Raw genomic sequence first — 22,374 nt, 5'->3', positions numbered from 1 at the left:
AGTGGGCTTACTCATCGATGCCTTTGGTGCCCCGCCGTTTGAGGTACTTATCCCAGTAGAAGTCGTCGGCATTATCGGCCGTGACGATCGACAGGCCGTTGTCGACGAATGGAATACTCATCGGGTTGAAGCTGGCGCGCTTGGCGTCGTTCATCGGGTCGATGAGTTCCGGATGTTTGGCCAGCCACAGGAGCATGAAGCCCATGTAACCCTGCATGCCTTGGTTCGGGTTGATCGAGCCGAACACTTCGCCCGCCTTGATCATGTCGAGGATGTTGGCGTTGACGTCGGCGCACATCACCAGGATTTTGCCGCCGCTTTCCTTGTTGGCCTGCGAAGCGCCGATCGCCGAATTCGCTTCCGGCATGAAGACGGCGCCGAGGTTCGGATGTGCCTGCACCAGGCTCATCAGGCCCTGATAGGCCTTGTTCGGGTCCTGGTTGGAGGCAGCGCGGCCGACCAGCTTCATATCCGGATATTTTTCCTCCATACGGGCGATGAAGGCGGCGATACGCTTGTCGTGGTTGTCCTGGCCCGGATTTTCGAGAACGGCATATTCGCCCTTGCTACCCATCTTTTCGGCAATCGCGTCGGCCGCATAGGTGCCCTCACGGGTATTATCCGATGTGATGAACGAAATGCGCTTGGAGAGCGGCGCATCGGCCGCGAAGGTAACGACCGCCGTGCCCTGATCGATAGCCCGGTTGATCGGCTCGATAAACGGGTCGGAGTTCATCGGATGAACGAGGATACCGGCCGGGTTCTGGGCCAGCGCCTGGTCGAAGGTGGCAATCTGCTTGTTGACGTCATATTCCGGCGTGCCGGTATAAGCCGTCTCGCAACCGAGCTGCTGACCGGCTTGCTTGAACATCTCATAGACCGGAAACCAATATTCGACGCCCGAGACCATCACATTCATGACGTATTTTTCGCCCGGCTTGCAGCGGAACGGATTTTCCGTGTCTGCGCTGGCCACGCCAGCCAATAGTGTCGATGCGAGGACCGCCAATGCGGTCGTGCTTAGAAATCTGCGCAAGTTTCCTCCTCGAGGCCGAGGCCCCTCCCAAATATCCGGCGGCACCTGAGCGGCTGCCGATGATCCATTGAAGACCGGAGTTCCTCCTCGAAGTCCGGTATGGGCAGGTAATCCCAACGATAGAGAGCTGTCAATAAAATTCACGCGCTGAAATATATTTCACATGAAATCACTGAAGGTCCGACTGTGTGCCCAATCGCTTTTCCTCGACGCAAAGAACGGCTAGCGGTGAAGGACGCCGGCTTCCTCAGCCGCAACTTTGAATGCCAATGCGGCAGCGGATGGATCTGCCCGCCCGTCAACGGCGTCCGTGCAGATCCTCTTCGCGACGGCGAAGGAGGCTGCTCTCTCACGCGGCCAACAGGTCATGAGATATGCGAGCGCGTCCCGGCTGCTGCGGATACTCTTAAGGTGGTCGCCATCCCCAATGATGACCTCAACGGGTTGGTCCCAAAAATCGCGGCGCATCGACATCTCTTCAGCTCCTTCAGCTATCGGCTGAACGTCATCTGCGCGGGCTCGTTCCAGCATAGGGCTTTAGTCCTATGAAGAGCCATCGACCGGACCAACACGCTACGGAACAATTCCATCGGCTAACGATCTGATTGGTACACGCTGCGCGTCGCGGGCGGTTCTCGTCCACTGGATTGTGATCCTCCTTGGCTATACAGCAAGGGAGGTATTCCGAGCCCATCCCATTAAGGTGCAATTCGTCTATGACAAAAAAAGTTTATCTGGCCGGTCCGGAGGTCTTCCTTCCAAACGCCCGTGAAATGCTCGACCGGAAGGCAGCGCTTGCGCGCGAGGCGGGACTTTTCCCACTCTCGCCCGGTGATCTGGAAATCCCGCACACGAACTCGAAGCGCGAGCGCGCAGCGGCAATAAACGCGGTGGACGAAAAGATGATGATGGAGGCTGACGCCATCATCGCCAATCTGACGCCCTTTCGTGGCATTGCCGCCGATACCGGGACGGCCTTCGAACTCGGATTCATGTGCGCAAGTGGTAAGCCGGTATTCGCCTACACGAATGTGGCCCGAGATCACAGCGGACGGGTGAGCGATCTTTACGGCGGGGCCCTCGCCTATGATGCCGACGGTCGACTGCGAGACCCGAACGGGATTGCCGTCGAGGATTTCGGCCTGGCCGACAATCTCATGCTGCACGCCGGGATCGAGCGGCGCGGTGGCGTCCTCATCGTCGGAGACGCGCCTCGGGATGCGCTCTATACCGACCTCGCCGCATTCAAGACGTGTCTCGCCATCGCCGTTGAAAAGCTGCGCTAAAATGCTTGGTTCAGGCGTTCGAGGTCGAGGATAAATCGCCCGAATTCGTTTATCTTCCGCGCAAAGCTATGAATTTGGTTCCCGTTCAAGCGCTGGCCTACCCGAGGATCTGATGCGGCAGCGTTAATCCGAAGGCTTCACGCGCCATCAGGCAGGCATCATCTCCAGGAACGCATTCGCGACAAACGACAGGCCGAATATCGTAAACGAGGCACGATGTCTCAAAACCGACCCGACCTGCCAACGCAGAGCAACGCGACCCGCTACAACGCATTCCCGTCTCATCTGCCGCAACGAAGCGCGGTGGCAGCAAATCGAGAGCAGCATCACTTTCCGTAGAAAATCTTGGCCAATCCGATGAAAAAGAGCAACACGCGCCGCAGCTTTGGCAATCTATATCGCTTAGTGAGTTCATACCCAACTCCTACCACGACACCCGCCCTTAACGCAAAGTGCTTGAAACAGAACTCGAAAGGGATATCGGACGACGCGCTCGCTTGCGGCTGAAGGCGATGGCCGCCGCAATCGCGACGGCCATCAAGCACTCGACTTAGCGTAGCGAACGGAACGCCGCCCGAACTTCGTTCGTGAAGATCGCGGGCTGTTCCCAAGCGGCGAAATGTCCGCCGTTATCAACCTCGTTGAAATAGATCAGGTTGCCGTAGGCTCGCTCTGTCCACGACCTCGGGGCTTGATAAATTTCCCCTGGGAAGACGCTGACCGCCACCGGCAACGTCGGGATCTTGTCGAGGGCATTGAAGTTGTTGGTATGGTCTTCCCAATAGATTTGGGCAGCCGAGGCACCGGTCTCCGTGAACCAGTAGAGCGAAATGTCGTCGAGCATCTCGTCGCGCGTCAGGACCTTTTCCGGCTGCTTGTCGCTAAATGTCCATTCAGCAAACTTGTCGTACATCCAAGCGGCCATTCCGACCGGTGAATCTACCAACGAATAGCCGATGGTCTGCGGACGGGTGACCATCATTTGCGCGTAGGCAGCGCTATCTCGGTAGAAGATCGCCAGCTTATCGAAACAAGCTCGCTCCTCCTCGTTGAACTCTTCGGGTGCGGCAGCGCCTGCAGCGAGGAGAGGTACGATTTCGCGCGGGACGATTGCAGGCATGGTGAGATGAATGCCCAGCAAACCGGGAACGTTCTGATGCGCCATGCGCTGCGAGATGACCGAGCCGCAATCGCCACCCTGGGAGACGTATTTTTGGTATCCGAGCCGGTCCATGAGCGTGCTCCATGCGCGACCGATGTGGTCGGAACCCCATCCCCGCACGTCCGGTTTACCGGAAAAACCGAAGCCCGGAATCGAGGGAACGACCAGATGGAAGGCATCCTCGGCCCTCCCGCCGTGAGCTGTCGGGTTTGTCAGCGGATCGATGACCTTGAGCAATTCAAGGATCGAACCCGGCCAGCCATGGGTCATGATCAACGGCAGCGCGTTCTCGTGCCTGGAGCGGACGTGGATGAAATGGATGTCGAGCCCATCGATTTCGGTAATGAACATCGGAATGGCATTGAGCTTTTCCTCGACCTTCCGCCAGTCGTAACCGTCCTGCCAATAGTTCACGAGGGCGCGAAAACGGTCGAGCTGGACGCCCTGGGAGTCGTCACCGACGGTTTCCTTGGCGGGCCATCGCGCTGAGGCAAGGCGCTGCTTCAACTCTTGGAGAGCGCTGTCGGGAACGCTTACCTTGAAAGGTCGAATCTCGTGGGCTGCGCCAGCGGAAGCAAATGACATCGCAGGCTTTAACATCGTTGCAGTGCCGGCGATGGCAGCGGCCGCCAGAAAATTGCGGCGGTTAATATCAGGAGGGAGGGACGTCAAAGGGAAACTCCGTTTTAGGGTTGAATTTTCGCCCCAAGACGGTGCCTTTTTCATGTATCCGAGATATGTCCGAGGTCACGCCGATTTGTATCCGCAGATGTCCGGCATAGCGGCGAGGACGCCCCCCTAGGGAACGTGACGGGAGCACCGCGGCCCCAGCGACGGCGGCGATCAAACAAATTTCGGGCGAAACTAACCGTTGACATCGGCGGTGTTAAAGCTGAAGCCGACCTCGGCCGCGCCTGAGCGGCCCTTCTTGCAAGGACGCCAATGATGAAGACCAAGACGGCCGCAGCCAATGCCGGAAATCTGATCATGACCGGCGTCGTGCTGATGCTGCTCGGCGATCTGCTCTTTGCGCTGAACGATGCGATGGGCAAGTGGTTGGTCGCAAGCTTTGCCGTCGGCCAAGTGCTGGTTATCCGTTCCGTCGGCGCTTTCGTCGTGCTCGGGCCGATGATCGCGCGACAAGGGCCGATGGCCCTGTTTCGCGTCGAACAGAAGGGCCTCCAGTTCATCCGGGTCGCCATCGCGACCGCCGATGTTGCCCTGTTCTACGCCGCCGTTGCCTATCTACCGCTCGCAGACGTCATGACCTTCTATATGGCCGGGCCGATCTACATTGCGGCGCTCTCGCATTTCTTTCTCGGGGAAAAGATCGGCTGGCGCCGCTGGCTTGCTGTTCTGCTTGGCTTTGCAGGCGTCGTCATTGCGCTGCGCCCATCGACGGCGATGCTGTCACTTCCTTCGCTCTTCGGTCTTCTCGGCAGCCTTGCCTTTGCGCTATCGCTGGTGATGAGCCGCTACCTGCGTTCGACCAGCGACACGACGCTTGTGACATGGCAGACGGTGGCCGCGCTCGGCACCGGCATCGTCTTGAGCATCGGCCATTGGCAGCCGGCAACGCTTGTCGATTGGGCCGGCATGCTATTGCTCGGGATCGTCGCCTCCTGCGCGCACCTGCTGATCACACGCTCGCTGAAGCTCGCGCCGGCATCGCTGTTGGCGCCGCTGCAGTATACGCTGCTGCTCTGGGCGATCATTCTGGGCTATTTCTTCTTCAATGATATTCCCGATGCACAGATCGTCATCGGCGCCGCAATCATCGTCTTTGCCGGGCTCTTCATCTTCCACCGGAAGAACCTGAAAGAGACGGTTCCGGTCGAAGCCGTCCCGCCCGACGGCCATTGAGGGTATAGCGCCGCTTATCTTCAGCTTTGCACAGGACGCTGCTGTAACCCCTGGAATTCCTGCATACTTCCATCCTTAAACCTTGCGGGAATAGATCAAAAGGATGGAGGCTTAGTCACGCAGGCTTTCCACGGAACAATTTGGACGCCTGCACGCTACTCCCGAGCATTCAAACCCGGGAGATCGCAATGGCGTCCATGACCCTCGAAGACCTATCCTCACAACTGAAGAAGATCGATTTCTGCATGCTGTCGACGAACGCCGGGTCGGGCTGCATCTCGGCCCGACCGATGAGCAATAATGGCGACGTCGAATATGACGGGGATTCCTGGTTCTTTTCGTATGAGGACAGCAGGAAAATCACGGAGATCGAAGGCATCGACATCGTCTCGCTGACGTTCACGGCACCTCCCAGCCTCCTCGGCAAACCGGGGATTTTCATCGCTGTCGAGGGCTTCGCCTCGCTGGTGCGGGACAAGGCGGCGTTCGAAGAACATTGGGTGCCCGATCTCCAGCGGTGGTTTCCTGAAGGTGTGGACACTCCCGGGATCGTTCTTATCAAAGTTTCGGCGTCCTCCATCCGGTACTGGGATGGTGAGGAAAACGGCGAGGTCACCCTACCCGGCTCAGCGAGTTAAGACAGTGGCACAAAGGGGTGCCCTACTCTGCGGGCGGCTCCTCACAGCCGAAGACGCTCCGGCCGCCGAAATCGGCGGACTGGCGGAATTCGCCGGCGATAATTTCCTTGAGGTCTGGACCGGTGACGTAGCGTTCCATCTGCCTGGATTGGTCATCGAGGCGCTTCAGCGCCTGCAGTTCCTCCTCCCGTCCGAGCCTGCCTTTCTGTACCGCCGATTTCATCACGCCGATCGTCTCGTCATAGACTTTGAGCGGCACTGGGAAGGGATGGCGGTCCTTGCCGCCATGGGCGATCGAGAAGCGCGCCGGATCGGAAAAACGGCAAGGCGCGCCGTGGACGACTTCGGCCACCAGGGCCAACGCATTCACGGTGCGGGCACCGACACCTGGAACCAGCAGCAGCTCTTCGAAATCCGCCGGTCCACGGTCGGCTGCGGCGGCCAGATTTCCGTGCAGGCGCCTCATGATGATGTCACTTTCGCGAACGTCGTGATGGGTCGGCATGATCAGGTGCGGCAGCATCGGTTGTTCGGCAGGCTCGGGCGCCGGGTGCTCAACACGCAGCAGCGCGGCGGCCTCGCGAACGATCCGGTCGGGACCGAGCGTCGCCAGCAGATCGAGTTGGCCACGCCGAGAACGCTCGGCGCGCCTGTCGGCCAGATTGACGATCTCGCCCTGGCTCCTGCCCTCGATGGCCGCATGCGGCGAGTCGACGAAGCTCTCCAGCCCTTCCGACAGCCAGTGATAGCGCCGGGCCTGCCGCTTGTCGCCATTCATGCCTTGCTGCACGACCACCCAATGGCCGTCATCGGCGACGATGAAGCCGTGCAGATAAAGATCGAACCCGTCCTGAAGGGCGGCGCTGTCGACCTTGGCAATGAGACGGCTCGTCGTCGCCAGCCCCTCCCCATCGAGACCGACCCGTTCGCCGATCGACAGCAGCTCCTGCGGGGTCTTGCGCGACTGCGCGCCGCGGCCGCCACAGACATGCAGGCCGAGTTCGCCGGCGCGCGGCTTCAGTCCGCGTTTCAAGGCGCCGAGAACGCTGGTGGTGATGCCGGAGGAATGCCAGTCCATGCCCATGACCGCGCCGAAGGACTGGAACCAGAAGGGATGCGCAAGCCTGCGCAGGAATTCGTCGCGGCCATAGTGATGAACGATCGCCTCGGTGATCAGCGTACCGAGTCGCGTCATCCGGTCGCCCAGCCAATGTGGCACACGTCCCCCGTGAAGCGGAAGATCGGCACTGCCTGCTCGTTGTGACATCGCGTTTCCTTAGGCTTTCTATCGCCGGACGAAGTCAGCCCGGCCGCCTCTTCCGCCACCGCAGGGAACCCAGAAATATTCCAAGCGTTTGTTTCCCCAGTTAGAGGCAGAGGCAATCATGACCGCAATTGAGACCGTCTTCAATCATCCGACGCTGACACAGGCAAAATTGCCGGCGCTGGTCGGCCATAAAAGGCAAGATTGCAGTGGGTTTGACCTGCAAGGGAGTGCCGCGAAGGCGGCCTTCCTGATCAACGGCAACAGCTATTTTGCCGAGCTGGCGCGGGCGCTACGGCAGGCGCGGCGCACTGTCTGGATCATCGGATGGGATTTCAATCCCGACATCCTGATGGAACCCGATAAATCCGAGGAGACGCTTGCCGACCTGCTGCACGGTCTCGCGGCGGAAAATCCCGAACTGGAAATACGCATCCTCGTCTGGGCGCTCGGCCCCCTCTATTCGAACAAGTCCCTGCAGCTGTTTCGCAAGAAGAATTTCCCGAAGAATGCCCGGATCGATCTGCGCTTCGATTCTGCGCGGGCAGTCGGCGGCTGCCATCATCAGAAACTCGTCTGCATCGACGACGCGGTCTCCTTCATCGGTGGGATGGATCTGACGGCGCGGCGGTGGGACACTTGGCTTCATCGCGCCAAAGACAAACTGCGACGTGATCCCGCCGGCGTTTCCTACGACCCCCTGCACGATGTTCAAGCGATGGTCACGGGCGACGCAGCCAAGCTGATCGGCGATATCGCCAGGCGGCGCTGGGAAGACGCCACCGGCGAAAGCCACTCGCCGCTGGTCGCGAGCGCGCCTTTCGTCTGGCCCGATGATCTGCCGGTTTCGATCGGAGATATTTCGGTCAGTTTCGCGCTGACGGAACCCTCGACGGCCTTGCGGACCGGCGTAAGCGACGGTATCGACATGACACTTGATGTGATCGCCCGGGCGAAGCGATCACTTTACATCGAAGCACAATACCTCGCCTCCTTCCGCGTCGCGGAGGCCATCGCCGCCGGGCTTGAGGAGGAAGACGGGCCTGAAGTCATCATCATCTGTACGCGCAGCTCTCACGGGCTGATCGAAAAGCTTGTCATGGGCAATAATCGCGACCGTGTCATCCGTCGCCTCAAACGCGCTGATCGCGCTCATCGGCTGCGCATCTACTATCCCGTTGTTCCGGGGCCGGTCATGCCCAAAGCCACTGCCCCTGGGCGAGCCCCGCTGGCGTCGAGCACAGAAGTGGAGGTGCTAGTCCACTCCAAGCTGATAATTGCCGATGACAAATTGGTGCGCATCGGCTCGTCCAACATCAACAACCGCTCGGAAGCAATTGATACCGAATGCGATATGCTCTTGGAGGCCGACGGCGAGGATCAACGCCGGGGGATCGTGGATCTTCGCAACCGCCTGCTTTCGGAATACCTAGGAAGGGCGGCCGAGACCTTTGCTGCAGCCTTCGCTCGGACAGGATCGGTGATCGAAGCGATCGAGACGCTGAATGATGGTCGCCGCGGCTTGCGCGAGTTTGCAGTCGACATGGCCGGCAGCACCAAGCCAGTCATGGGAACCGCGCTCTTCGACCCGGGTCGGCCCACCACACTGCTAAGCCGACTGGGCCTCGGCGCCTTCGTCCGCCGTCTCGTTCGCTCCACGTGATCGGCGGCGAAAGACGACCTCGCTGATTGCGAGTAGCGTTGCGCCAAGCGCCAGCGGAATGAAGAAATAGACGCAGCGGAATGCGATCAGCGCGCCGATGGATGCTTCCTTCGGCACCGCATAGGAGACGGTCGCCTCGAGCACGCCGAGACCACCTGGAACATGCGTTGCAAGAATTGCCGAGTTGGCGAGCACGTAGGCTGTTACCGATCTGAAGAAGGCAACATCGCCGAAGGCTGAGAGCATCTGGTGGAGACAGGCAGAAACGAACCCGAAGTTGATCGTGCCGACCCCAACTTGCGCGACCGCTATCGAAAATCGCGGCAACTGAAAGGACCAGCGCCAAAGCCGCAACTTGCTGCGGATGAAAAACGCCAGCCCCGCGTAGACGACCGGCACGATGAGCGCCAGCAAGCCGAAGATGCGCACACCGGCCGGATCGAGCCGCAGCAGGCGCCCGGCGTCGCCGGGATTGATGATCATCGCCAGGCCGCCAAGCGTGATCAGCCCCAGCCCGACTGTGATGCCGCAAAACAGGATGATATTGGCGACATCCTCGGTCGTCAGCCCCCAGCGCGAATAAAAACGGTAGCGGAAGGCGCCGCTGCTCAGTCCGGCAAAACCGATATTGTGGCCGAGCGACAGGCTGATGAACGAAGCCAACGCGATTTTGGGATAAGGCAAGGATTTGCCGAGTGAACGGATCGCCAGGAGATCGAAACAGCCAAGACATAGATAGGATGCCGCCGCAAACAGCAGGGCTACGCAGAAATTCGAAAAAGGTATGCTGCGAACCGATTGGACGATCTGCTCGAGGCTGTACTGTTGGAAGATGCGGTAAAGAAGGAAGACCGCGAAACAAAGGGCAGCAACGAGCAGTCCATTCCAGATCATGTTTTTCAAGCTCATCGATTGTCCTCAGGAGTGCAAACGGGATGGTTCGATAATCTGGAACGATCAAATGAGTTTTGTGTTCCCCTGGGGAACGAGATCCATGTCCCCAAGGACAAGCTTCAGCGGACTCATGTCGGAAAAAACGATCAAACTCTTAACCTATAACGTGCACAGCTGTATCGGCAACGACCGCAAGCTCGATCCCGGACGCATTGCTTCAGTCATCGCCGAGGCGGAAGCCGACATCATCGCTCTTCAGGAGGTCGATGTCCTCAGGCGCAGGACCGGCGGCATCGACCAGGCCCATACGATCGCCGCGCTTCTGGAGATGCAGGCTCATTTTCATCCGGCGCTGTCGATTGCCGAAGAGCAGTATGGCGATGCGATCATCACCGCGCTGCCGACTGGCGCGGTCAAGGCCGGCCCGCTGCCATCCATCGGCGAACAGCGCGGTGCCCTTTCGGTCGAAATACTGGTCGGCGACAGAAAACTGCTGGTCGTCAACACCCATCTTGGCCTTCGCGGCCGCGAGCGCATGCGGCAGATGACGACGCTGTTGAACTCGGGCTGGCTGCGCGGGACAGCGGGCGAATCTCTCCCCACCATCCTTTGCGGCGACTTCAACGCCATTCCGGCATCGGCGACTTACCGACTTGCCACTCAGTCATTGAAGGATGCTCAGCGCGAAGGCAAGGCCACACCAAGAGCAACCTTCCCTTCCCGCTATCCGCTGATGCGCCTTGACCACATTCTCGTTTCCGACGATCTCGTCGTCAAACAGGCGACGGTCCTGGAAAACCGACTGACAAGGGTCGCCTCTGATCACCTGCCTCTCCTTGCGGAAATTAGTTTCGCCTAAACGGACGCCGAGAGAAGGCGATTGAAGCAGAAGTGTGCCGTGCCCGATGTCCCGTTAGAGGACGATGTTCACCTGACGGACTTCCGTTTCATCGCGGCCGCCACCAACGGTAGCGCCGTCGTCGCCACGGTTCCGAGCGGCAGCCGCGTGATGCCTCTGGTGACGACGAATGTTGCCGCCATTGCGCCGGCCAGCTTGAGCCAGGGCTGATTGCCAAGCTGCGCGTGGGCGCTTGCATCGGCCCAGCGGACGTTCGCCGCAACGACGGTCGCAGCCTGATGTTGGATCACCTGAAGGCGGGCGCGGAGGTTTTCGAGTTCTTCTCTCAGTTCTCGCAGACGGCCTTCCAGGGCATGATTGTCAGAGGCCAGGAGAGGCTCCTCAAAGGTGCCTCCAACCGGAGCATGACCACCGAGCGTCGCGATATAAGCCCGATATTCGGCCTCGCTCGCGAAGCCCTCACGCCTGATGAGATCGGGATTGGCGTTTGCATCTTCGAAAGCAGCCGGTGCGGTGCCGGTATTGTCGCGCCTGTCCAGGTTTGTGCCGATGTCCCCGAGTTCGTCCTTGAACATGATGGATCTCCAGTTGTTCCTGGCGATAGAACGCTCGACGGCTCAGAAGGATGCATCGGACGCCGGTCGCGGTTCGCAACGGCGCCGAGTCGGACTTCCGCTCCTTCCACGACCGTCATCCTCGCGACGCGCTGAAACGTTCGGGCCGAAACTCCGCCAGCAGCGGATGACGGCGTCCGGTGGCGATCTCGTCGGCCAGCAGTTCACCGGCGATCAGGCCGAGGGTGGCGCCACTATGGCTGAAGGCGACGAAGTAACCCCAGATCGACGGCAGTTCGCCAAAGACCGGCTCGCCATCGCCCGGAATGGGCTTTGGGCCGACCCCATAATCTTCGATCTCGAGCGTCGGGTTGCCTTCGAGAACTTTTGACGCCTCGCGCAGCAGCCCGTCCAACGTCGATTGTCTGACTTCATAGCCGCCGTCCGGCGTCACTTCGACCTCTTCCTCGGACCAGGCGGAATCGAGGGCGAAGCCGCCATTCGGCATGGGTCGGATGGCGACGCGGGGGGTGTTGAGCACGGCCTTCAGCGAATGGCGGATCGGCTTGGTCCTGACGAGAAGCGCGACCGGCGTTGCATCGTCGATATGCTGGCCGGCTTCGGCAACGATTGCCGGAACGGCGCCGCCCGCGGCGAGCAGCACAGACTCCGCGTCCCAGTGTCTGCCGTCCGCTGCGCTCACGCCGCAGACACGGGCGCCTTCGACATCAATCGCCGCGCGCCCGGCGTCCGTCACGACCTCGCCGCCGAGCGAACGGAATTCCTCCGCGAGAAGGCCGATCAGCGAGGGAAGATCGACCCAACCTTCTCCGGGATTGAAGATCGCGCCCTGCGGCGTCACCGCACCGGCGTCGACGCCGGGCGTCGCGCCGGGAATGTTTTCCTGGGCCAGCCATTGCGCGTGATAGCCGAGGTCGCGCTCGAAGTCGAAGACCTCGGCTATCTCATTGCCGGCGTCATCGGCATCCCAGGTCAGGCCGCCATCGAAACGCAGCCAGGGCGCATCCGGATATCGGGCAGCAAGGGTGCGATAACGGTCGATGCCGGCGAGGCGCAGCCGGTGATAGGCATCAGAGCGTTTCCGGGCCGAATTGAGCCAGGCGAGCGAACGGCCGGAGGCGCCATTGGCAAGCGGCCCATCGCTGACGAGCACGGTGGCGATCCCGAGGCGAGCGAGATGGACAGCCGTCGAGACGCCGAATATGCCGCCACCGATGACGACGACCTTCGAAGGTTTGGGGGAAGCATTCATGTCGATAACCTTGTTTCCTGCTATGTCGAACGAATTCCATGCATCCGTCGTAGGAGCCCTCAGCGGCATGCCTCGCGTCAGGGGCTAAAGCGCGTCGCGATCTTTCAGATTCGCTCCTCGCGCTTTGGCTCTTTGTTTTTTGCGCATGTCGTTGCCGCAAAACCGCTGCACACTTTTGCGCGACATGCTTTAGAGGACTTCCGCAAGGAAGCGTTTCAGCCGCTCGCTGTGGGGATTGTCGAAGATTTGCCCCGGGCAGCCGGCTTCGACGATGCGGCCCTCATCCATGAAGACGACCTGGTCGGCCACCCTGCGTGCAAATCCCATCTCATGCGTCACCACGGCCATCGTCATGCCCTGGCGGCCGAGAGCTGCCATCAAGTCGAGAACGCCTTTCACCAATTCGGGATCGAGCGCACTCGTCACTTCATCGAACAGGATGAGTTCCGGATCCATCGCAAGAGCACGCGCGATGGCACCGCGCTGCTGCTGCCCGCCAGACAGACCTGCCGGGCGATGATTTCTGCGCTCGGCAAGACCGACCTCGGCCAAACGCGCCTCGGCAATGCGTCGCGCCTCCTGCCTCGACATCTTCTTGATCTTCGTCAGTGAAAGCATGACGTTCTCAAGCGCGGTGTGATCGGGAAACAGGTTGAAGTGCTGGAACACCATGCCCACGCGCCGGCGCAACCGCTCTGGTTTCATGGCCAGAATGCTGGCGCCATCGAGCAGGATGTCGCCGCCTTTCGGTTCCACCAGCCTATTCATACAGCGCAGCAGCGTCGATTTTCCCGAGCCGGAAGGACCGATGATGCAGGTGACGGTACCGGCGGCGATGTCGAGATCGACACCCTTCAGCACATCGAGATTACCATAGGCCATGGTGAGATCCCGGACGTTCAGGGCACCACCCTTGAAGCGCGGTTCGGTCTGCTCGACAGATTTTGCCGGGGGTTGCGGACCGGCGGCGCGCATTTCGCTCACCTCGACCAATCCACTCGCAACACCCGAGCTGCGGCCTTGTTTTCCCAGGCGCAGTCGCACATCGATGTAATTGACCAAGTGAGTGAGCGGCACGGTGATGACGAGATAGAAGACGCCCGCCAGCAACAAGGGCGACAGATTGCCCGTTACGACAGCTTGATCCTGCCCGACGCGGAAGATCTCCCGCTCGGAGGCGAGCAATCCGAGAAAATAGACGAGGCTGGAATCCTTGACGTTTCCGATGAATTGATTGACCAGCGCCGGCAGAACCCGCCGGATGCCTTGCGGGATGACGATCAAGCGCATGCCCTGCCCGTAGCTCATGCTGAGCGCCCGGCAGGCTTCCATCTGGCCGCGCTCGACGCTTTGGATGCCTGATCGGAAGATTTCGCCGATGTACGCCCCGGCAATCAGGCTGAGCGCCAGGATGCCGAGCGGAAATGGCGACGGACCGAAGATCTCCCGTCCGATCCGGGCAAAACCCTGACCGATGATCAGGATCGTGACGATCGCCGGCAAACCGCGGAAGACATCGGTATAGACGCGCGCGGGCAGCCGCAGCCAGCGGGACTGCGAGATACCCATGACGGCGAGAGCCATGCCGATAACGACGCCGAGCACGGTCGAGGCGGCGGCCAGGATCAGGGTATTCTTCAGGCCGACGCTGATCATGCTCGGTAGCACTTCGGCCATGGCGTCCCAGTCCAGGAAGCTGCGGCGCAGATTTTCAAGCCAGTTCATCGAAATCCTCATCGAAGCCCAAGCCGGGCATGAAACCGTCCGCCGGAGCGGACGGCTTACGACGTTACTTCTTGGGAAGGTACTGGTCCGGCATCGGCGAACCGGGGAACCATTTTTCATAGAGGGTCTTCCAGGTGCCGTCCTGCATCGCGTCGTGAAGAGCTGTGTTCAACGCCGTGCGGAAGGCGTCATTTCCCTTGCGGATCACGAAGCCCGCTGGCGCATCGAAGGACGGGATGTTGACCGCAATCTTCAGCGCGGGATAGCGCTCGCCATATTGTTTGGCAGCCTCGTAGTCGAGAAAATGCGCATCGACCGTTCCGTTGTTGAGGGCAGCCACGGCGGAATTGTTGTCGGGGAATTTCACGAGATCGGCCTCACCGAAATTCTTGGCCGCATAGACTTCCTGCAAGGTCCCCTGCACGACGCCGAGACGCTTGCCCTTGAGGCCGTCGACATCCTTGATGCCGGAATCCGCCGTCAGGACCGAGAGATAACCGGCAAGATAGCCGTCGGAAAAGTCGACGGTCTTCTTCCGGGCTTCGGTGGTTCCGATCGCCGCGACAGCAACATCGAACCGTTCGTTTGCCACCGACGGCAGAAGTGCGGAGAATTCCTGGCCCGTGAACGTGACCTTGTCTTTCGGAATGCCAAGGCGGGAGACGACGTTGAGAAACAACTCGATATCGAAACCGGTGAACTGGCCGTCCGCCGTCGCAAACGTATAGGGCTTGGCATCGCCCATCGTGCCGACGCTGATCACCCCGGGCTCGATGAGGCTATAGGGATTGTCGGCCGCGGCCGCAGAGCCGGCCCCCATCGCCAGAAGGCACGTCAGAAGGCCAGCCCGCAATGGAGCCGCGACGGCCGCGAAAGATTCAAAAGGCTTCATGTTCGTTCTCCGCTCTGAAGGGATGCTCTTGTCGGCATTCGTTATCATCCGGTCTCGTCGCCCGTGCGACGAAGACTTCTGGACAAGATACCGGTCTTCTATATAAAGAGACCGGTCTCACGACATATTTGATATCTGTCAATTGACCGGCCGTCAACAACTCTTGTAGTGCTGCGCCATGGAAGATTCCGCTGCCCCGAAACGTTCAGTCACGGTTGCCGACGTCGCGAAGGCAGCAAGGGTCTCGAAGGCGACGGCAGCCCGCGTGCTCGGCGGCTATGGCGTCGTCAGCGACAAGATCAAGGATCAGGTGACGGCGGCCGCCGCCGCGCTCGAATACCGCCCGAACGAGCTCGCCCGAAGCATGAGCACGGGACGCTCAGGCATTATCGGCGTGGTGGTCGGCGATATCGAGAATGCTTTCTTCAGCCTCGCCGTGCGCGGCATTACCGATGCAGCCCGGCTTGCGGGCTTCAACGTCATCATCGCCAATTCGGGCGAACAGATCGATGCGGAAAAATCGGCGGTCGACCTGCTGATCGGTAAACGCGTCGATGGCCTGATCGTCACGCCGGCCCGCTGCGATCGCCTCGATCACCTGCAGCACGTCCGCCGCGCCGGCGTGCCATTGGTTCTATTCGACAGGGCCATCCCGGAGCTTGATGTCGACGCCGTGACCGGGGATGACAGGGATGCGGCACTCACCGCGACAAGGTATCTGATCGGCCAGGGCCATCGCCGCCTCGCCTATATCTCCGCCATGGACGCCGAGGACGGCGGGCTCACTGATCTCGGGCGGATATCAAATTCCGCCGTGCGCGAACGCATGGAAGGCTTCGTCAGCGCTCTGACCGAGGCGGGTTTGCCGAACCCTCTTCATTACATCCGGCTCGGCGCCACGAACCAGCAGCAGACAAACGCCGTGATAAAACGCCTGCTCTCGGAGATATCGCCGCCGACGGCGCTGTTGGCATCCGACAGTCTCGTGGGCTTGCGCATTTTCAAGTCACTGCAGTCGCTCGGCTTGTCGATCCCTCAGGATGTCTCGATGATTTCGTTTCTGGACGCCGACTGGACCAGCGTCACCGTTCCGCCGATCACCATCGTCGACCAGCGCGTCTACGAACTGGGCAAACTCGCCGGCGAACGGCTCGTCGCCCGCATCGAACGCACCCCGCTTGCCGTCGAACGTCTGCGCGTTGCCACCAGCCTCGTCGTGCGCGGCTCCGTTGCGACGATCGGCCGGTAAAATCTGGGTTAAAGCGCGTCGCGCTTTAGGTTTTGTCTTTACGCATGTCGTTGCTGCAAAACCGCTGCGCACTTTTGCGCGACATGCTTAGTCGTACAGCTCGCCATGACCAATCTGCTCTTGCCTAGCGGAAGCATCGCTGATGACAGGGTCATCAGCCGGATCGGGATCTTTCTTGTTGGCGTCGCTCAGAAATTGCGCGGCCTTAAGCAGCGCCGCGGTTATCTCTCCGGTTGCCCATCCGGACTCATTGGCGACGGCAATCAGTCTTTCCAATGCGTCGCGCGCGGCCTCGGTTGCCTGTTCAAAGCGTTGCGCGGGAGCTTCGGTTTTCGGCGGTGGAAAGGTCATCGGCATTCACTCCATTAGGTCTGACTGTAGGAGAGGAACGCAGCCTGCGGGAAATGGATGCACAATCATGCCGATTTAGCCAGCGGATGCCTTGTCACGCGGCAGAGACAAGAGGTGGCGACGGTTTCTCCAGGTCAGATGACCGTCTGCAACAGGAACGGAGAGCGCTCCAGCGGACGCTGGGCGAGAATCCTCAGCATCGCCGGGCCTTGTATGCCAGTCGTCGTCGTCGAGCGACCGTCGTGATAGACCACCGTCATGACTCGGCTGAGGCTGTCATATCTGATCTCTGCGATCGTGCGTGTGTGAACCGGAAAGATGAATTCGTGGGGCTGAGATTTTCGCCGGGAGGTCTTCGAGGTCATCGTGATGCCCCATCGAAACAAAAGGAGGATTGCCCCAGCCGTCCACGGCTCAGGACACGCGTGATAGTCGGCAGCACATCCCTCATCGAATGTCTCCAATGCGCTTAAAAATCGATCAAACAACAGAGCGGCCGGTTCCCGCCATCAGAACGGCAATCGCTAGGTCTGAGACCTTAGCCTCATCCCAACCATGCCGATCAAGCACATATTGTTTCCATGGTCGCGTGACATCGGCGTGACACGCAGATCGCGGCTCGAAAACACGTCCGGAACGGGCTCCGTGAATTGTCAGCTCTACCTAAGGCAGCGACAGCCCATCAATGCAATGTTCTGTATATGCCGTAGGCCCGTGCGGCCTGCGGCCAACATTCGACGGCGCGTGCAAGTGACCGAATGGCTTCCTCCACGACGAAAACCGCATCCCCGAGCCGTTCGATCTCGCAATCGAGTTCATACACTTCAACTTCGTCAAGGTCTTCACTCTTCAGCAGCTGCTTGCTTGCCTCGATCAGGCGCTCCGTACGCTGAACAATATCAAGAGCGCTCCGTATAATGATGTCGAGCATGCGGTTGCCCTCGCTTCGATGAGCAAGTGTCGGGCATAATCGCGATGCTGACAATCCTGAAATCTTGTCAGATGCGCTCGCGGATCGTGTCGTAAAGATCCCTCAACTCGCGCAGCGATTGATGGCGATGGCGCGGCAGAGAAGCGCGGCGTCCAGCGAAGGCGAACGCACCCGCAACGGCCGCAACGAGGATGAGCGTCGAAGCCGGATAGAGCTTCACAGCCGCTTCCGTCTGCCGCATTGCTTTCCGGGCGCCTCCCTTTAACGATCGGGCACCATCGAACACCTGCCGCTGGAGCGCGTCGATTTGCTGTCGCAACGCGCTCAATTCCTCACGCAGGCCCTGATCAGGCTGCCGGGGAATGCCGACCGAGGCCGCGTTCGTATCGATGATGGCTTTCGGCACCGGTTCGCCGATCTTGGCTCCTTTGGTGTCGAGGGTCGTCGTCTCAGTGCTCTTGCGTCGCGGCACGATCAATTCTCCTTCCCCTGGGGGTAAAATCATCCTGTTCTAGTTATCGTCGAGCGAGAAGACCGGCCGATAGTGGCGCTCGGCGATCAGCAAGCTCCGATCAGGCCGGATGATGTAAATCTCCTCGACCTGGCGTCCCCATTGATCTGTAAAGCTGTGCGGGAAGGAAGAACCCACGGGCGATTTCGTCAACTTCGTGCGAGGCTGACCATGATAGGTGATGCTGCCGGGAATGGGGGCCAGTCCCGCCGACGCGTAATCGCCTGCACCGGTCGTGCAGCCCGTCAGAATAACGGCAAAAACCAGCCCAAACCCTATGCTCCGCTTCATGGAACCTCCAGCTGTTCCTGCCTTTGCGCGTTACTTATTTCATCGCTAATGTAACAAGAGACGATAGAGATTGTTCCATATTTCGGCTGGAAACGTCATGACACACGTCTTCAGGAGATCGAGCTTGGGACTGGCATCGCGCGTTCAAGGCCAGTCTTAGACGCGTGCCTCACGCGGCGACATCAGGAATGCGCAGGCCAAAAAGCGCGGCATATTTACAGAGCTTCTCCCAAGGCACATCGCCGACCGGCACGCCCTCTTCCAACGCCGAGCGGCGCCTGCGGGCTGCGCTGTCACCCGGCATGCGGACCGGGCCATCGTTCCACGGCGCGGATGGGTTGCTGCGGCATGCAGAGGCGAGATAATCGGACTGCGCGGTAAAGGCGTCCAGCCCGGCGAAAAAGGCGGGGTCGATGACCTGAATAAATGCGCTTTGCGAAAACACACCGGGCGGCGCGTTCGCCCGTCCCTTGCCGGAAAGCCCCTGCCCCAGCAGTTCGACGATCAGCCCGAACCCAAAGCCCTTGTGTCCCTTCAACTGACCGCCGAGGGGCATCATTGTCCCGCCACGTTCGGTCACCTCGCGCGGATCATCGGTCGGCTCGCCCGCGGCGGTGAAGGCCCAGGCCTCGGGGAATTTCTTGCCGGCTTTCGCCAGGTTTTGCGTCATCGTCGTGGTGGTGATCGAGGCGGAGACGTCGATCAGAATCGGATCCTCGGATGTCGGAAAGCCGGCCGCCATCGGGTTGGGGGTCAGGAGCGGCCTTGTACCGCCATAGGGCGCGACCCGGCTTACCGCGGGATGCGACACCGACAGCTGAACGATGAGGCCCTGTTCGGTAACCTGCCGCATGAAGGCTGACAATGCGCAGGTATGATGGCAGTTTCGGATTGCGGCGGTGACGACGCCATGATCGCGTACGCGTTCGCAGGCCTGGTCGATCGCCTTGGTCAGCAGCCATGCGCCGGGCAAAGATTTGCCGTCCCACACAAAGGCTGCGCCGCGGTCATTGACCACCTCGTAGCTACCCGACTTCGCCAGCGAACCATCTTCCAACGCTTCGACATACCAGTTCAAAAGGCTGACGCCATGCGTTTCGTGGCCGATCATGTCGCCTTCCACCAGGACGGCGGCTGTGATTTCGGCCTTGTCGGGTTCCATCCCGGCGCGGATCAATATCTGCTCGGCGAATTGGGTGAGGTCAATGCGGTCAATCAGCGGCATAGGCATCCATCCGTCATGTCATCGAAAGCGCGGGCCATTCAGGGAAGGCGGCCCGCGCGTCGATCCGCAAACCGGCTTACTTGAAGCGGATCTGCGATAGCTGCAGCTCGGAATTCGTCGCGATCGTCGGCTTGAAATCGAGACGCGGCGAAACGCGGGTGAATCCGACCATGTGAAACATCGGGATATCGGCGATGATCTCGGTGTTCACCTTGGCGAAAAGCTCCTTCCAGAGTTTTGTGCGCGCGTCTCCGGTGGCTGAGGTCGCCTTGGCGATGAGGGCGTCGACTGCGGGATCCCGAACCATGGAGTGAGAGCCGTCGGTCGCGTATTTCACGAAGGCGGTGAAGACGGGATCGCCGGTCGCGTTATCGTGCTGCGACTGCGTCAGCGTCGGACCGGAATCGGTGACGAAAGGTGCCACGAAGTAGCCGTTCCACACGGAAACGTCATACATATCGAGCTTTACGTTCAAACCGACGTCCTGAAGCATGGCCATCATCGCTTCCATCGCTTCGGTGGCGTTCGGATATTGCCCGTTGCGGCCGATGATGCGAATCTCTTGATCGACCGGGACGCCGTCAGCTTTCGCCGCCTTGACCAGTTCCTTTGCTTTTTCCGGGTCATAGGGCCAGACGGGAATATCGGCATTGTAACCGATCGTGGTCGGCACGACGAGCTGTGTGGCGATCTTCGCCTGTTCAGGGAACAGCGTTCCGAGCATTGCCTGACGATCGATGGCGAGGTTCATCGCTTCGCGAATGCGCCGGTCGTTGAGGGGTGCCGCGCGCGTATCGATGCGCAGCGATGTCGTCTCCGAATTCGGATAAGCGAAATCTGTTTCCTTGTTGGTGGCATCCTGCACCGATACGGCCGGAACGATATCGGCTTCGCCGGCATCGACCATGGCGGCTGCGACCGCGCTGTCGGAGCGGAACAGATAGGTCGCCTGTTCCACCTGCGGTTTCTCCCCCCAATAGTCCGGATTGCGCTTCAGCACGATCGACTGGCCAATATCCCATTTGTCGAACGTATAGGGGCCGGTGCCGATCGGCTTGCGGGTGAATTCGTCTGCTGGTGTCGCCTCGGCTGATTCCACGGCCATCACCGTCATCAGCAGCGGAAGAATCGGCTGAGCCGGTTTTGTCGTAATGCGGATCGTGTTGGCATCCGGCGTCTCGAAGCTGAATTCCGTGCCGCCGAAATATTTGCCGCCGGTCTCACAGCTGAGCTTCTTGTTCTTGTTGCGCTCGATCGTGAACTGGACGTCTTTGGCGGTGAACGGCTTGCCATCGTGCCATTTGACATTCGGGCGCAGCTTGAATTCCCAGGTGTCGTCGTCGATCTTCGACCATTCCGTCGCCAGACGGGGTTTGAGGCCGCCGTTGACGTAGTCGAATTCGACCAGCATCTCGTTGACGTTTTCAGAAATGACCCGGCCGACGTCCTGGCGCGCCGCCATGCAAGGCTCGACGACATCGACGGTTTCGGCAAGCACAACAGTCACGTTGCTCTTGGCATCCTCAGCGTGAGCCGAGCCACCGCTCAGCCCGATCATCGTGGTTGAAAAGCAGATAGCTAGCAAATGCAGTTTCATTTCGTTCTCCTCCCATGCGCCGTCGGCGCTCCTCACAACGAATCGTTCGTCGTATGTCCGTGGTCGGCACTCGCCTCCTCCTGCGAGAGCTAATCTAATGCACAAGTACACTAATATACTAGTTGAGAACAGCGATCAAGCGACGCGCCGGGAACTCGAACCCCCAACATGCTTGGGACGCTCAAAACTTACCCGGCTGAAGCAATGAGTTCGCGCATCATGTCCACTTCTTCTTCGGTAAGATCGGTCAGCGGGGCACGCACTGACCCAGCCTCGAAGCCGAGCAAACGCACGCCGGCCTTGACGGCTGACACTGCATAACCGCTTTTCCGATCGCGAATACGGGCGAAGGGATAGTGGAAATCGAGCAGCATCTGTTCACAGGCTGCGTCGTCGCCAGCCAGGAATGCATTGTGAAATTTCAATGCCGTTTCCGGCACGAAATTGAAGACCGCCGAGGAATAGGTCGGCATGCCGGCGCCACGATAGGCCTGGGCAAACAGTTCATTTGTCGGCATGCCACCGATATAGGAAAGGCGGTCTCCGAGGGCGATCGTGACCCGGCGCACCGTGTCGATGTCGCCGGTACCATCCTTGAAGCCGATCAAATTTGGGCATTCATCGGCAAGTTGAGCAAGCTGTTCGGCGGAAACCCGCGCCTGGCCGCGATTGTAAACGATAACGCCAATATTGGTCGCCTTGCAGACGGCCCGTATACGCGCGGCGATGCCGTCTGCCGGCGCCTCGGTCAGATAGTGCGGCAGCAGAAGAATGCCGTCGCCCCCTGCCGCCTCGATTTCGCGCGCCATGTCGCAGGCAATGCGCGTGCCGTAGCCGCATCCGGCAATGACCGGCGCGTCGCCGGACACGGCACGGGCGGCTTTCACCACCTCGACCACCTCGCCAGGCGTCAGCGAGAACAGTTCACCAGTGCCGCCGGCAACGATCAATCCGGCAACGGGGTAGGATGACAGCCATTCCAGATGCGCTGAAAACGGCTTCGGGGCAAACCGGTCCTCGGCATCGAACGGGGTGACGGGAAAGGACAGCAGGCCGTTGCGAATAATCTCGCGAAGTTCCGTCGCGGCGATCAATTTGCTTTTCCTCGGT

Annotated in this window: 24 protein-coding genes; 6 read left to right on the top strand and 18 right to left on the bottom strand. The window is 60.0% G+C overall.

The features are described 5' to 3' along the window. Positions 1-7 precede the first annotated feature (7 nt). Together HJB83_RS21140 and HJB83_RS21135 are read right to left on the bottom strand one after the other, a co-directional pair. Complete coding sequence (locus tag HJB83_RS21140) at positions 8-1,036, bottom strand: substrate-binding domain-containing protein (RefSeq protein WP_221132567.1); 1,029 nt, start codon at positions 1,034-1,036, stop codon at positions 8-10. 222 nt (positions 1,037-1,258) lie between these two features. Further along, on the bottom strand, positions 1,259-1,504 hold the full coding sequence (locus HJB83_RS21135; protein ID WP_207585197.1) for a DUF982 domain-containing protein: 246 nt from the start codon (positions 1,502-1,504) through the stop codon (positions 1,259-1,261). A gap of 248 nt (positions 1,505-1,752) precedes the next feature. Here HJB83_RS21135 and HJB83_RS21130 point away from each other — a divergent pair, with 248 nt between their 5' ends. Further along, positions 1,753-2,322, top strand: a complete 570-nt coding sequence (locus HJB83_RS21130; protein ID WP_207584738.1) for a nucleoside 2-deoxyribosyltransferase — start codon at positions 1,753-1,755, stop codon at positions 2,320-2,322. 97 nt (positions 2,323-2,419) lie between these two features. On the opposite strand, the gene HJB83_RS21125 is transcribed toward HJB83_RS21130, so the two are convergent. Both HJB83_RS21125 and HJB83_RS21120 read right to left on the bottom strand, forming a co-directional pair. Beyond that, positions 2,420-2,737, bottom strand: a complete 318-nt coding sequence (locus HJB83_RS21125) for a YkgJ family cysteine cluster protein (RefSeq protein ID WP_207584737.1) — start codon at positions 2,735-2,737, stop codon at positions 2,420-2,422. A 135-nt stretch (positions 2,738-2,872) separates the two neighbouring features. Then, complete coding sequence (locus tag HJB83_RS21120; protein WP_405049105.1) at positions 2,873-4,210, bottom strand: epoxide hydrolase family protein; 1,338 nt, start codon at positions 4,208-4,210, stop codon at positions 2,873-2,875. 219 nt (positions 4,211-4,429) lie between these two features. On the opposite strand from HJB83_RS21120, the gene HJB83_RS21115 reads away from it, so the two are divergent. Then, positions 4,430-5,347, top strand: coding sequence for a DMT family transporter (locus HJB83_RS21115; RefSeq protein ID WP_221132566.1), 918 nt, complete (start codon positions 4,430-4,432; stop codon positions 5,345-5,347). Between the two features lie 188 nt (positions 5,348-5,535). After that, complete coding sequence (locus HJB83_RS21110; protein ID WP_221115070.1) at positions 5,536-5,985, top strand: pyridoxamine 5'-phosphate oxidase family protein; 450 nt, start codon at positions 5,536-5,538, stop codon at positions 5,983-5,985. Positions 5,986-6,007: 22 nt separating this feature from the next. Here the strand turns inward: HJB83_RS21110 and HJB83_RS21105 are convergent, their stop codons facing one another. Next, the gene (locus HJB83_RS21105; RefSeq protein WP_221115071.1) at positions 6,008-7,252 is read right to left on the bottom strand and encodes a DUF763 domain-containing protein; all 1,245 of its coding nucleotides are present in this window, start codon (positions 7,250-7,252) and stop codon (positions 6,008-6,010) included. 118 nt (positions 7,253-7,370) lie between these two features. On the opposite strand from HJB83_RS21105, the gene HJB83_RS21100 reads away from it, so the two are divergent. Beyond that, entirely contained in the window at positions 7,371-8,912 is a 1,542-nt protein-coding gene (locus tag HJB83_RS21100) for a phospholipase D-like domain-containing protein (RefSeq protein WP_207584732.1), read from the top strand. Here HJB83_RS21100 and HJB83_RS21095 read toward each other — a convergent pair. Next, positions 8,859-9,821, bottom strand: coding sequence for a lysylphosphatidylglycerol synthase domain-containing protein (locus tag HJB83_RS21095; protein ID WP_207584731.1), 963 nt, complete (start codon positions 9,819-9,821; stop codon positions 8,859-8,861). The two genes, HJB83_RS21100 and HJB83_RS21095, sit on opposite strands and share 54 nt — an antisense overlap. Before the next feature lie 115 nt (positions 9,822-9,936). Between HJB83_RS21095 and HJB83_RS21090 the strand changes: the two genes are divergently transcribed. Further along, on the top strand, positions 9,937-10,665 hold the full coding sequence (locus tag HJB83_RS21090) for an endonuclease/exonuclease/phosphatase family protein (RefSeq protein ID WP_207585196.1): 729 nt from the start codon (positions 9,937-9,939) through the stop codon (positions 10,663-10,665). A 68-nt stretch (positions 10,666-10,733) separates the two neighbouring features. On the opposite strand, the gene HJB83_RS21085 is transcribed toward HJB83_RS21090, so the two are convergent. The 4 genes from HJB83_RS21085 to HJB83_RS21070 all read right to left on the bottom strand — a co-directional run bounded on the left by HJB83_RS21085 (position 10,734) and on the right by HJB83_RS21070 (position 15,109). Next, positions 10,734-11,240, bottom strand: coding sequence for a hypothetical protein (locus tag HJB83_RS21085; RefSeq protein WP_207584730.1), 507 nt, complete (start codon positions 11,238-11,240; stop codon positions 10,734-10,736). Positions 11,241-11,355: 115 nt separating this feature from the next. After that, entirely contained in the window at positions 11,356-12,492 is a 1,137-nt protein-coding gene (locus HJB83_RS21080; protein ID WP_221132565.1) for an FAD-binding oxidoreductase, read from the bottom strand. Positions 12,493-12,681: 189 nt separating this feature from the next. Beyond that, positions 12,682-14,217, bottom strand: a complete 1,536-nt coding sequence (locus tag HJB83_RS34610; RefSeq protein WP_221159583.1) for an amino acid ABC transporter permease/ATP-binding protein — start codon at positions 14,215-14,217, stop codon at positions 12,682-12,684. Between the two features lie 64 nt (positions 14,218-14,281). Beyond that, complete coding sequence (locus tag HJB83_RS21070) at positions 14,282-15,109, bottom strand: ABC transporter substrate-binding protein (RefSeq protein WP_221132564.1); 828 nt, start codon at positions 15,107-15,109, stop codon at positions 14,282-14,284. A gap of 178 nt (positions 15,110-15,287) precedes the next feature. Between HJB83_RS21070 and HJB83_RS21065 the strand changes: the two genes are divergently transcribed. Then, positions 15,288-16,358, top strand: a complete 1,071-nt coding sequence (locus HJB83_RS21065; RefSeq protein WP_221132563.1) for a LacI family DNA-binding transcriptional regulator — start codon at positions 15,288-15,290, stop codon at positions 16,356-16,358. Positions 16,359-16,445: 87 nt separating this feature from the next. Here HJB83_RS21065 and HJB83_RS21060 read toward each other — a convergent pair whose 3' ends face one another. From HJB83_RS21060 to HJB83_RS21025, 8 genes are all read right to left on the bottom strand, one after another. Next, on the bottom strand, positions 16,446-16,709 hold the full coding sequence (locus HJB83_RS21060) for a hypothetical protein (protein ID WP_207584725.1): 264 nt from the start codon (positions 16,707-16,709) through the stop codon (positions 16,446-16,448). Positions 16,710-16,843: 134 nt separating this feature from the next. Continuing rightward, positions 16,844-17,074, bottom strand: coding sequence for a hypothetical protein (locus HJB83_RS21055; RefSeq protein ID WP_221115074.1), 231 nt, complete (start codon positions 17,072-17,074; stop codon positions 16,844-16,846). Positions 17,075-17,391: 317 nt separating this feature from the next. Continuing rightward, positions 17,392-17,640 (bottom strand): hypothetical protein, encoded by a 249-nt coding sequence (locus tag HJB83_RS21050; RefSeq protein ID WP_221132562.1) that lies wholly within the window; start codon positions 17,638-17,640, stop codon positions 17,392-17,394. Positions 17,641-17,707: 67 nt separating this feature from the next. Beyond that, a complete protein-coding gene (locus HJB83_RS21045; protein WP_207584722.1) occupies positions 17,708-18,112 on the bottom strand; it encodes a hypothetical protein in 405 nt (134 codons plus the stop codon). A 39-nt stretch (positions 18,113-18,151) separates the two neighbouring features. Continuing rightward, positions 18,152-18,442 carry a hypothetical protein gene (locus tag HJB83_RS21040; protein WP_207584721.1) on the bottom strand — a complete coding sequence of 97 codons (291 nt, stop codon included), beginning with the start codon at positions 18,440-18,442 and terminating at the stop codon, positions 18,152-18,154. A gap of 169 nt (positions 18,443-18,611) precedes the next feature. Beyond that, entirely contained in the window at positions 18,612-19,673 is a 1,062-nt protein-coding gene (locus tag HJB83_RS21035; RefSeq protein WP_221132561.1) for an Ldh family oxidoreductase, read from the bottom strand. 70 nt (positions 19,674-19,743) lie between these two features. Further along, positions 19,744-21,264: an ABC transporter substrate-binding protein gene (locus HJB83_RS21030; RefSeq protein WP_221132560.1), complete on the bottom strand. Its 1,521-nt coding sequence runs from the start codon at positions 21,262-21,264 to the stop codon at positions 19,744-19,746. Between the two features lie 188 nt (positions 21,265-21,452). Then, positions 21,453-22,358, bottom strand: a complete 906-nt coding sequence (locus HJB83_RS21025) for a 5-dehydro-4-deoxyglucarate dehydratase (protein WP_221132559.1) — start codon at positions 22,356-22,358, stop codon at positions 21,453-21,455. Positions 22,359-22,374 lie beyond the last annotated feature (16 nt).

The organism is Rhizobium sp. NZLR11, assembly GCF_019685115.1.
Taxonomy (GTDB): Bacteria; Pseudomonadota; Alphaproteobacteria; order Rhizobiales; family Rhizobiaceae; genus Rhizobium.
The sequence above is the reverse complement of the archived record's forward strand: the minus strand, read 5'-3'. Positions and strand labels throughout refer to the sequence as shown.